This window comes from Oceanirhabdus seepicola (assembly GCF_023684385.1).
Classification (GTDB): Bacteria; Bacillota; Clostridia; order Clostridiales; family Clostridiaceae; genus Oceanirhabdus; species Oceanirhabdus seepicola.
Genome location: NZ_JAGSOJ010000002.1, coordinates 253,884 through 265,611 on the forward strand (window position 1 = coordinate 253,884; position 11,728 = coordinate 265,611).

Below are 11,728 nucleotides of genomic sequence, written 5' to 3' on the forward strand. Positions count from 1 at the left end.
AACTAAAATGTAAACTATTTGAAATAAATCTCGTATATAATAATGGATATGTGTAAAGGGGGTAGTACTTTGAGTAAAAATAGGAGTAGAAAAGGAATTAGTGGTTATGGAATTATGGCTAGTATGATAATTGTAATTACAGCAGTAATAGTTATTATAGGATTAGGGTTTAATAATTGGTCTATTGGAAGAAGTAATGTACTAGAAGTTGATGGAATTGAATTAATAGAAGTAAAAAGCAATAAGTCCAGTTTGAACAGTGATAATAGGGCACTTAATTCAATAAATAATTTAGCATTTGAGATGGTTAAGAAGGATGAGGGGAATAACCTTGTGATTTCTTCAGTGAGCCTTGGGAGTTCTTTAGCGCTTCTTACTAATGGGGCAAATGAAGAGGGAAAAAAGGAGTTAATGAGATATATGTTACCGGGTAAAAGACTTGTTGAAGATAATGACACAATTCAACAGATGAATAAAGATTTTAATGAATACATTTTATATATGAGTAATGATGGTAAGAAGTGTGATATTGAATATGGAACTTCAATGTGGATAGATAATCAATATTCAAATGAAGTTAATGAGGAATTTATAGATAGAGCAAATAATGATTTTTTTGCAGAGGTTTATTTTGAAGATTTCAAAGGAGATACTGAGAGGGCTATAAATAAGGTAAATAGATGGTGTAGTCGTAAAACTAAAGGTAAGATAGAAGAAATTATGGATAAGGATTTGGATGATGAGTTCTTTGGAGTTATACTAAATACTCTTTATTTTAAAGGTCCTTGGCAGGAGCCTTTTAATAAAAGAGCTACTAGGAAGAAAGAGTTCACTACAGGTGAAGGAGAAAAAATCAAAGTTCCTATGATGCAATCTAAAGAGGATGTGGAGTATCTTGAGAATGAGGGATACAAGGCAATTAAGAAAGCTTATGGATATGGTAAATATGAAATGACAATTATATTGCCACATGAAAACAGTGGGATAGAAGAGATAATCAATGATATGGACATTGAGTGGTGGCAGGAAATAAATAATGGAGAGAATTATTTTAATTATGAGGATGTAATACTTAATATACCTAAATTCAAAGTAGAATATGACAGACTATTAAATGATGATCTGATAAATGGTGGTGTTGAAAGCATATTTATGAGAAAACCCGCAGGATTAAGTGATATTGGAGAGGATGTTTATCTTTCACTTATCAAACAGAAGTGTACAATTGAAGTTAGTGAAAATGGAACAGAAGCTGCTGCAGCTACTGAATCAGAAATGGATAAAAGTGAAGCTTGTGAAGAAGAAAAGGAGCCAAAAGAATTCATAGTTAACAGACCATTTATATTTATAATAAGTGATAGAAAATATGATAGTATTCTTTTCATTGGGAAAGTATATAATCCAGCATAAGATACATTTAAAAAAGAATTATGGAAGGAGTGGGAAAATTGAAAAAGTGGGTAGGTATATTCTTATTTATATGTATGATGATGAGCTTGAGTGGATGTAATACTACTAAAAATGAGACAAGGCAAGATATAGACGTGGAAATTATAGAAATTTCAGTAAGAGATAGAGATGATAAAATAGGTGAGATTGCGGAGGCAAGTAAGGTAATAAATAGATCAGCATTTCACATGATGAATCAACTTAATAATCAAGAAAATATGCTTATTTCTTCATTGAGCATAGCTTCATCATTAGCTTTATTACAGAATGGAGGATCCAATGGAAGTGATGAAGAGATAATCACATATTTATTTGGGGAAGACATAAATATTAATGAAGCTAAAGAAATTATAAATAACCAGTTTAAGGAGTTAATTATTGATTGTGCTAATGGAGAAGAGGATGAGGTTATAATAGGGAATTCAATGTGGTTTGATAGCAAGGTATCTGAAAGTATCTATGAAGATTTTCTAAATGTTTCAAAAGAAAATTTCTTTAGTGAAGTTTACAGCGAAGACTTTATTAATGATACAGAGAAATCTGTTAGTAAGGTAAATAAGTGGATTGAGTTAAAGAGTAAAGGCAAACTCAAAGACATTATGAATGAGGATGAAGTGACAGAAGAATTCTTTGGGACATTAGTTAACACACTATATTTCAAAGGAAATTGGAGCACTGAATTTAGTCCATCTAACACAAAGAAAGAAAAGTTCACTAAGGTGAATGGAGATACCATAATGGTTGATATGATGAATAGGAATACATTAAGGTCTGTTTATGAAGATGATAAGATGTATGCATTAGATCTTCCTTATCAGGGGCCTCACGTAATGACATTTATATTACCTAAGGAAGGTATAACTCTTAATGAAGTGTTAAAAGATGTGTCATTAGAATTTTGGAATGGGAAAAATGACGAGGACAAGCGAGTTTATTCAGAAGTGAGAATGAAAATACCTAAGTTTAGATACGAATATGAAACAGAACTTAACAAGTACTTGAATGATAATGGAATAAATAAGATATTCAGTATTGGGGAAAAACCACTTGAAGGTATTATGAAAAATGCTTACATAAGTCAAATAAAGCACAATACAATAATATCACTAGATGAGGAAGGTACAGAAGCGGCAGCAGTAACTAGAGAACATGCATGTGGAAGTGCTATGCCAAAGAAAGAGGTTGATTTTTATTGTGATAGACCCTTTGCATTTATAATAAGTAATCGTATGAATGATACAATATTATTTAGTGGAGTTGTTTATGAGCCTAAATTTTGATTGATTTGATACCATAAAGGGGATAAAATTAAATACAAGAATATAAGACAAGTTCAAATAAATGGAGGGGTATTATGGGAAGAAAAATTAAAATATCCAATGAAAAAAGAAATGAACTAATTGGAAAGATAAAAGAATATTTCTACGAGGAAAGAGATGAAGATCTTGGGGATTTAGCAGCGAGTATGATCTTGGATTTTATAATTGAGGAGATTGCACCAGAGTTCTATAATCAAGGTGTTTATGATTCCTATACGTATATGACAGATAGAATTGAGGATGTTTTGTCATTACAAAAATAAATAGCATGTACTTGTGTACATTTTGTGTATTTGTAAAATTTTAAATATTAGAAGAAGCTTCTACCCTAAAGTAGAAGTTTCTTTTAATATGAAGCTTAAATATTAAATTGAACTATAAGAGTTTTATTAATCTTTTTTATGGATTTTCTTACTATGTTTAGTTCCAGAATTATTTAATTTCTTTTCCTTTTCTTGCTTACTTGCAGTAGAACTTACATGTTTTTCACTCATAGCATTTATCACTCCTAAAATAAGAATTTAATTGAAATACCACATTATTATTTTCTCCGATATACAAATTATAATGCTATGAAATTATAGTAAAAACAGCCAGCTTTAATAAGCTGGCTGTTTTCAAAATCTATTATACTATTTTAGTTGTCCAATCTTCACAGTTCCATACATCAGTTACAACATCTCTATAAAATTCAGGTTCGTGACATACTAGCAGTATAGAACCTTTATATTCTTTAAGTGCTTTTTTTAGTTCTTCTTTTGCGTCTACATCTAAGTGGTTTGTAGGCTCATCCAGAAGAAGTATATTTGATTCTTGGTTTATAAGCTTACAAAGCTTAACTTTAGCTTGCTCACCACCACTAAGCACCATAACTTTACTCTCTATGTGTTTATTAGTTAATCCACATTTAGCTAAGGCGGATCTAACTTCATATTGAGTATATGATGGGAATACGCTCCAAATTTCTTCAATACAAGTTTTGGATTTATCACCTTTGCCTTCTTGTTCAAAATATCCAATCTCTTGATAAAAACCATTTTCAACCTCACCAGATAGAGGGTTTATAAGACCCATCAAACTTTTAAGAAGAGTTGTTTTACCAAGTCCATTTGCACCAACAAGAGCAATCTTTTGGCCTCTTTCCATAAGTAGATTTAGAGGGCGTGTTAATGGTTCGTCATATCCAATAACAAGATCCTTAGTTTCGAATATGGTCTTTCCAGTTGTTCTTCCGTATTTGAAATTAAACTCTGGTTTAGGTTTTTCACCTTTTAACTCGATTATATCCATTTTATCTAGTTTCTTTTGACGAGATTTAGCCATGTTGCTTGTTGAAACTCTTGCTTTATTTCGTGCAATAAAGTCTTTTAAGCCGGCTACTTCTTGTTGTTGTCTTTTATAAGCAGATTCCAACTGACGTTGTTTCTCAGCATATATTCTTTGGAAGTTATCATAGTCACCTACATATCTATCTAGTTTACCGTTTTCCACGTGATATATAAGGTTAATTACACTATTCAAGAATGGGATATCATGTGAAATAAGAATGAAAGCATTCTCATAGTTATTAAGATATCTTTTTAGCCATTCAATATGAACTTCATCAAGGTGGTTTGTAGGCTCGTCCAATAATAAGATATCTGGAGTTTCAAGAAGAAGTTTTGCAAGTAAAACCTTAGTTCTTTGTCCTCCACTTAAATCAGCAACATCTTTATCAAGTCCAATATCAGTAAGACCTAATCCACGAGCTACTTCTTCAATTTTAGCATCAAGTACATAGAAACCATTATTATCAAGCATATCTTGAATAGTACCCATATCATCCATAAGTTTTACAAGTTCATCTTCAGAAGCAGTTGCCATTTTGTCAGCGATGTTCATCATCTCAGTTTCTAAATCAAATAAATATTTAAAAGCTCCTCTAAGGATATCTCTCATGCTCTTACCTTTGGATAAATCAGCATGCTGATCCATATATCCAACTCTTACTCTATTAGACCATTCAACATTACCTTCATCAGGCATAAGTTTTCCTGTAATTATATTCATGAACGTAGATTTACCTTCACCATTGGCACCTATAAATCCTATATGTTCACCTTTAAGCAATCTAAAAGAAACATCATCAAATATCATTCTGTCGCCAAATCCGTGATTAAGATTTTTAACCGTTAATATACTCATCAATTTCACCTCTTGAGTTTTTTTCTTTTATATTAATTGAACTATTGTTAAAAAAATAATTCATTTAGATTATATTTAAGATATTCTGAAGTATTAAGAATATCAACCTCATTTATTCTTTTATCTATATTCTTTAATATAGATAAATCCACGAAGTAGTTTATCTATATAATAATACAATAATGATTGTACAATATTTTTACCCTTTAAATCAAATGGAATTATTCCTTTAGAAAGTCTAAAATAGCTAGGATTGAATAGAATTGAATATTTGTTGGAAATTAAATTTACTATATAGTAGGGAACTGTACAAATATCCATTTGATTTACTTATCTTAAATGGTATAATAGGTATATATTTACAGGATGTGAAAAAATTATATTATACTAAGGGGGGAAAAATTAATGGAGGAACTTATTTGCAAAAATCAAGTAATTGTAAAAAAGGGAGCAAATGAAAAAAGTTTTGGGGAACTTAAGCAATTAGTACAGATGTGTAATGAAAATGATAATACAGAGTTAACCTTCCATCTTGATGATGTGGAAGAAGATATTACTAAATTTTTATTCTATAATGAAGCAAAATTAATTGGATACTTTGAAATGACTCCTAGTTATGTTAAGGGAGAAGTCATGGTATGGGGAACAATCCACCCTAGTTACAGGAGAAATGAAATTTTTTATGACCTATTTCAGTATATTAAAGATAATTGTAAGGGTAACAATATAAACAAGTTAAAAGTCATTAATGAAAGGGAAGCTGCTTACGTTAGAGATTATGTAACCTCTATAGGTGGAAAATTATTATATTCAACTTATAAAATGAATTTTAATAAAGAATATTATAAGGAAAAAACAGAAGAAGTTACAGATTTTATTCTTGAAAAAGCTTCACTTGAAGATTTAGAAGATATGATTCCTATAGGGATGGAAGCTTTTGAAACAACAGAAAAAGAAGAGAGATCATACAATGAATCAAATTTAAAAGATGCTAAAAATAATAATTTTATAGGGAAAATTAATAACACTCCAGTGGGACTTATTTCTGCAAGAATACAAGAGGGTGAGGGAATCATTTTTGATTTAGCTGTGTTAAAAAGTTATAGAAGAAGAGGAATTGGAAGAGCAATATTATCGAAAACAATTTCTTATTTACTTAATCAAGGAATAGAAAAGTTTAAACTTGGCGTTGAAACAGAAAATATAAATGCTCTTACATTATACGAGGATTCAGGGTTTAGAATAGAAAAAGCTAGTGATTGTTATGAAATTAAAATATGATTAAAAAATAAAACACTTCATTAGAGGTGTTTTATTTTTCAATTTCAATAAATAAATTTAAGAGTTTTACTTATTTCCACTATATGATTTTTATCAGCCCATAATACGAAATAAGAGTATGTTGTATCATTAATTACTATTGGTTTTGGGTAGGTTACTATTAATGCAGCTTGATTATTCATTTCTGATGCTTGATCATTTGAAGGAATAATAAGCCGTGCATCAACTCCTTGGATTTTAAACTTTTTAATGTTAGGGTTAGTTCCATATGGTTTTGATAAGTGATTTACATCGAATTTTACAATATCATCTATTGATAAGTTTTTTCCTGATGAGGCAGAAATTTGAAAGAAGCCATCTGTTCCTGAATATTTATTAAAATATTCAGGGTTTAATTTCCACTCTGCAGGATACTTTAAAGACATCTTATAGGTTTTGTTATAATAGATTTCCCATGTAGGGTTATATAATAGACTTTGAATTATTATTATAGACATGAGGCTTGGTTTTATAGCACAAATCATTAAATTCATCTCCTAATTTATCGTATTTTAATTTAACTTTAGTTTATCCATGATCAAGTATTTAATATACAGGGGTATCTATATTTTCCATCTTCATAGTTTAGGCTGAAATGGGCATATATATTGTAATAAGTTGTCTATAGTGTTAATATAATGGATAAGAATACATGAAATTATAGCGGGACAAACTAATATTAGGAGGTGAGGTAGTGGAATTATTTGGAGTGAGCATATGGTTATTCATACTAATACTATTTCTAGTGGTAGAAGGGCTGTCATCAGCACTAATATCAATTTGGTTCTGTTTTGGATCACTAGCTGCTTGGATATGTTCTATCTTTACTGATTCAATAGGAATTCAGATTACTGTGTTTTTCTTAGTATCTATAGTTACTCTTATTTTCACAAGACCTATAATCAAAAAACTCATTAAGAGTAAGGAAGAAACTAGGACAAACTGTTCATTGTTAATAGGAGAGAGTGGGGTTGTTACGGAAGATATAGATAACATAAGAGGATTAGGTGCTGTAAAGATCAAAGGAAATGTTTGGACTGCTAGGAGTTCAAATGATGAAAATATAACCAAAGATACTATAGTAATTATTGAAAGAATTGAAGGAGTTAAATTAATTATTAGAAAGAAAGAGGAGGATAAGTTATGCCAGTAGTTATAGGAATTATTGTTTTAGTATTTGTATTAGTAATAGCTAATATCAGAATTGTACCTCAGAGTGTTGCATTTGTAATTGAGAGATTAGGTACGTACCATACTACATGGGATGCAGGGATTCATGTTAAGTTTCCATTCATTGATAGAGTGGCAAGAAAAACATCATTAAAAGAAAAAGTTAATGATTTTCCACCACAACCTGTTATCACAAAGGATAATGTTACTATGGAGATTAACACAGTTGTGTTCCACCAGATTACAGATCCTAAATTGAACACTTATGGAATTGATAATCCAATTGCTGCAATTGAAAATTTAACAGCAACCACTTTAAGAAATGTTATCGGAGAAATAGAACTTGATGCTACACTTACATCAAGAGAAACAATCAATACTAGATTAAGATCTGTTTTGGATGAAGCAACTGATGCATGGGGAATAAAAGTTACGAGAGTTGAGCTTAAGGATATTATTCCACCAACAGATATCGTAGAGGCAATGCAGAAACAAATGGTTGCTGAGAGAGCAAGAAGAGAGGCTATACTTAAAGCTGAGGGTGAAAAGAAGAGTGCTATCTTAAAAGCTGAAGGACATAAGGAATCAGTTATCTTAGAGGCTGAAGCTGAAAAAGAGAGTATGTTATTAAGAGCAGAAGCACAGAAACAGAGAGCTATTAAGGTTGCTGAGGGGGAAGCACAAGCAATTAAGATAATTAATGAAGCTAAACCATCAGCTGAGGTGTTAAAGTTAAGAGGACTTGAGACATTTGTTAAAGTAGCAGATGGAAAATCTACAAAGCTTATAATCCCATCTGAGATTCAAAATCTTACAAGCCTTCTTTCAGTGGCTAAGGAATCTGTTAGTGAGATTAAAGAGAAAGAGATAAATAAATAAGCACCCAGTGGGTGCTTATTTTTTTAGTTATGAATATCTTTCTTATTAAAGAATACATATGTCAATGAAGTTGCAATCACAACGATTATTAACGATATTAAAACATATATCATTTCTACCCTTTGTCCTAACATAATCTCTTTAGCATCGAAGTAATAGAAAGGTGTTATAAATCTAAGGAATTCTAGTTTATCTGTTAAAGGTATAGCAAGTGAAAGCATATACATTCCAAGTACAACACCTGTTGATAATCCGGTAGCTTTTTTTGTTGTTTTAGTTAATGATGAGAACAATAATCCTAAGCTTAAGAACACAATTTGAAGAATAAATAGAGTACAAGTAATTTTAAATAGTTCTCCCGTAATAGATTCTCCCTTATTATAATAAGCAACGGTGAGAACTGAACCAATAAAGGTTACTATATTGAAAATTAAAACATTTATAAATGCTGCTATAAGTTTACTTGTAACAGCTTTATTTCTTTTTATTGGTTTAACCATTAAGAAATCAGCTGTTTTATCCCTCTCTTCTTTTGAGATTATTGTAGCACCAAGCATTATAGCATGGATTCCAGCTATCAAAGTGAAATATATGAAGAACATACTATAGAATCCACCAACAGAAGTTAAATCAATTTTATTAATACCAAACATGCTTCTCATTACGTTAGGAAGAGAATCCATCATTTCATTTACTTCAGAACCCATTTTAGAAAATCCACTGTATTCAACCATTCCCATTGATATGAATAAGAACATTGAAACACACCATATAATTAAAGCTTTTCTATTGGCTTTTAACTCTCTTAATACAATATTCATTATAATTCCTCCAATCTTATTCTTAAATTATTTTTAGAATTAGTTATGAATATCTTTCTTATTAAAGAATACATATGTCAATGAAGTTACAAATACAACGATTATTAGTGATATAAGAACATAAATCAGTTCTATTCCATGTCCTAGCATGATGTCTTTAGCATCAAAGTAATAGAAAGGTGTTATGAATCCAAGGAATTCTAGTTTATCTGTTAGAGGTATAGCTAGTGAAAGCATATACATAGCTAGTATAACACCTGTTGATAATCCAGTAGCCTTCTTAGTTGTTTTAGTTAATGAGGAGAATAATAATCCCAAGCTCAAGAACACAATTTGTAGAATTAATAGAGTACAAGTGATCTTAAATATTTCTCCCGTAATAGATTCACCTTTATTGTAATAAGCAACATTGACAACTGAACCGATAAAGGTTACTATATTCAGAATTAAAATATTTATTAATGCTGCTATAAGTTTACTTGTAACAGCTTTATGTCTCTTTATTGGTTTAACCATTAAGAAATCAGCAGTTTTATCTCTCTCTTCTTTTGAGATTATTGTAGCACCAAGCATTATAGCATGGATACCAGCTATCAAAGCAAAATATATGAAAAACATGCTGTAATATCCACCAACAGAAGTTAAATCTATACTATTAATACCAAACATACTTGTCATTACTTTAGGAAGAGATTCCATCATTTTATTTACTTCAGAACCCATTTTAGAAAATCCACTGTATTTAATCATTCCCATTGATATGAACAAGAACATTGAAATACACCATATAATTAAAGCTTTTCTATTGGCTTTTAACTCTCTTAATACAATATTCATTATAATTCCTCCATTCTTATTCTTATATTATTTTTAGAAATTCTCATAAGTTTAAACAGATGGTATATCTCTTTTGTTGTAGATGATATAACCCAGAATTAAGAATAATAATGAAAGTGCCAAAGAAAAAATCAAATGTGGGGATGAAAATGAGCTATTTTGTGTAATATAAGCGGAGTCAAAATGACCAAAAGGTGTTAAATAAGATATTTTTTCATCATCAAGAGTTTGATTTAGAAGTTGTAATACATAGAATCCAAACACAACACCTAAAGTTAGAGGTAATACACTTTTCAACTTTGTCATAAAAGTTGATAACATCATACCTAAGGACAATAAGAAAAATTGTATAAAAAACAAGCTTAAGTTTATTAGCATAAATGTTTTTAGATTATAATCTCCATTTTTAAATATTTCTGCTGCAACTATTGATGCTACAAAGAAAATTACATTCATTATTAATATGTGAAGTAGAACAGCGCAGAATTTTGGAATTATTACAGAGGATCTAGTTTTAGGTTTTACTAAAAGGAAGTCTGCTGTTTTTTCTCTTAGTTCTTTTGAAATAACATCTAATCCAAGTTTCATTGCAAAGATTCCACCAATTAATCCAATATAAACAAAGCAGAAACTATAATATCCAACTACAGTAGAAAGAGACATATTATTCATTCCAAAAGCTTTTAGGAAGGTTTCAGGAAAATTTTCTAAAATTTTCTCCATCATCTCTGCTTGAGAAGAATAAACAGGAAATATTGACATGAACAAGAATAGTACAGCAACCAATGAAATAGTCCATATTATATTGCTTTTCAAATAAGTTTTGAATTCAAACTTGAATATATTCATAGTTTAATCCTCCTTTTTGTAATAGTACATAAAGATCTCCTCAAGAGTTGGCTCTTGTACAAGCAGATTTTTAACATCTACAGTTGAAAGTTTCTCTATAACTTTATTCATATTTCCTCTATACATGAAATTTGCTTCAACTTTATTTGATTTAAGGTCAGTAACACCATCCATATTAAATATACTACTATCTAATGACTTATTAGAAACAACTTTAATCTTCTTATAATTATCATTTCTTAAAGATTCAATACTTTCAGTTTTGATTATTTTACCATCTTTGATTATTGCTACTCTGTCACACATTTTTTGAACTTCATCAAGTATGTGAGAAGAGAAAAATACAGTAGCGCCACGTTTGTTTTCTTCTCTAATAAGGTCGAAGAATTTTTGCTGCATTAGTGGGTCAAGACCACCTGTAGGTTCATCTAATATTATTAGCTTAGGCTGATGAAGAAGTCCTTGAACAATACCTACTTTCTTTTTGTTACCAAATGAAAGATCATCAATTTTTCTATTTACATCAAGATCCATGACTTCAGCTAATTCATGTATTCTTTCAGTACAATCTTTATTATAGAAACTAGCTGAGTATTTTAATAAATCTATTACCTTCATGTTGTTGTAATAGAATACTTCAGAAGGTAGGTACCCAATATCTTTTCTTATGTCGTGTCCTTCTTTAAAACAGTCTCTACCAAATATTTTTGCACTTCCGCTAGATGGGTGAATTAAGGAAAGAAGTGTTCTAATAGTTGTTGATTTACCAGCACCATTAGGGCCTATAAAACCAAAGATTTCCCCTTCTTCAACTTTAAGAGAAACATCAATTATTCCTCTTTCTTTCCCATAGTATTTAGTTAACTTATCAGTTTCAATAACATACATTTATAATACCCC

12 protein-coding genes are annotated in these 11,728 nt (G+C 30.1%); 6 read left to right on the top strand and 6 right to left on the bottom strand.

Annotation, left to right across the window (positions count from 1 at the left end; all coding sequences use genetic code 11):
- Positions 1–69: 69 nt before the first annotated feature.
- From KDK92_RS08855 to KDK92_RS08865, 3 genes are all read left to right on the top strand, one after another.
- Complete coding sequence (locus KDK92_RS08855) at positions 70–1,410, top strand: serpin family protein (RefSeq protein WP_250858874.1); 1,341 nt, start codon at positions 70–72, stop codon at positions 1,408–1,410.
- A 38-nt stretch (positions 1,411–1,448) separates the two neighbouring features.
- The gene (locus KDK92_RS08860; RefSeq protein ID WP_250858875.1) at positions 1,449–2,729 is read left to right on the top strand and encodes a serpin family protein; all 1,281 of its coding nucleotides are present in this window, start codon (positions 1,449–1,451) and stop codon (positions 2,727–2,729) included.
- A 74-nt stretch (positions 2,730–2,803) separates the two neighbouring features.
- Positions 2,804–3,031, top strand: coding sequence for a DUF2164 domain-containing protein (locus tag KDK92_RS08865; protein ID WP_250858876.1), 228 nt, complete (start codon positions 2,804–2,806; stop codon positions 3,029–3,031).
- A gap of 364 nt (positions 3,032–3,395) precedes the next feature.
- Here the strand turns inward: KDK92_RS08865 and KDK92_RS08870 are convergent, their stop codons facing one another.
- Positions 3,396–4,952, bottom strand: coding sequence for an ABC-F family ATP-binding cassette domain-containing protein (locus tag KDK92_RS08870; RefSeq protein WP_250858877.1), 1,557 nt, complete (start codon positions 4,950–4,952; stop codon positions 3,396–3,398).
- 405 nt (positions 4,953–5,357) lie between these two features.
- Here KDK92_RS08870 and KDK92_RS08875 point away from each other — a divergent pair, with 405 nt between their 5' ends.
- Positions 5,358–6,233 (top strand): GNAT family N-acetyltransferase, encoded by an 876-nt coding sequence (locus KDK92_RS08875; protein ID WP_250858878.1) that lies wholly within the window; start codon positions 5,358–5,360, stop codon positions 6,231–6,233.
- A 44-nt stretch (positions 6,234–6,277) separates the two neighbouring features.
- Here the strand turns inward: KDK92_RS08875 and KDK92_RS08880 are convergent, their stop codons facing one another.
- Positions 6,278–6,757 (bottom strand): peptidase M56, encoded by a 480-nt coding sequence (locus tag KDK92_RS08880; RefSeq protein ID WP_250858879.1) that lies wholly within the window; start codon positions 6,755–6,757, stop codon positions 6,278–6,280.
- Positions 6,758–6,966: 209 nt separating this feature from the next.
- Here KDK92_RS08880 and KDK92_RS08885 point away from each other — a divergent pair, with 209 nt between their 5' ends.
- Both KDK92_RS08885 and KDK92_RS08890 read left to right on the top strand, forming a co-directional pair.
- The gene (locus KDK92_RS08885) at positions 6,967–7,425 is read left to right on the top strand and encodes an NfeD family protein (RefSeq protein WP_250858880.1); all 459 of its coding nucleotides are present in this window, start codon (positions 6,967–6,969) and stop codon (positions 7,423–7,425) included.
- A complete protein-coding gene (locus KDK92_RS08890) occupies positions 7,416–8,321 on the top strand; it encodes an SPFH domain-containing protein (protein WP_250858881.1) in 906 nt (301 codons plus the stop codon). The genes KDK92_RS08885 and KDK92_RS08890 overlap by 10 nt, the downstream gene beginning before the upstream one ends.
- A gap of 23 nt (positions 8,322–8,344) precedes the next feature.
- Here the strand turns inward: KDK92_RS08890 and KDK92_RS08895 are convergent, their stop codons facing one another.
- Genes KDK92_RS08895 through KDK92_RS08910 form a run of 4 tightly spaced genes read right to left on the bottom strand, consistent with a single transcriptional unit; the run spans position 8,345 to position 11,716 of the window.
- A complete protein-coding gene (locus tag KDK92_RS08895) occupies positions 8,345–9,142 on the bottom strand; it encodes an ABC transporter permease subunit (protein WP_250858882.1) in 798 nt (265 codons plus the stop codon).
- Positions 9,143–9,181: 39 nt separating this feature from the next.
- A complete protein-coding gene (locus tag KDK92_RS08900) occupies positions 9,182–9,979 on the bottom strand; it encodes an ABC transporter permease subunit (protein ID WP_250858883.1) in 798 nt (265 codons plus the stop codon).
- 51 nt (positions 9,980–10,030) lie between these two features.
- Positions 10,031–10,828 (bottom strand): ABC transporter permease subunit, encoded by a 798-nt coding sequence (locus KDK92_RS08905; RefSeq protein WP_250858884.1) that lies wholly within the window; start codon positions 10,826–10,828, stop codon positions 10,031–10,033.
- A gap of 3 nt (positions 10,829–10,831) precedes the next feature.
- Entirely contained in the window at positions 10,832–11,716 is an 885-nt protein-coding gene (locus KDK92_RS08910) for an ABC transporter ATP-binding protein (protein WP_250858885.1), read from the bottom strand.
- Positions 11,717–11,728 lie beyond the last annotated feature (12 nt).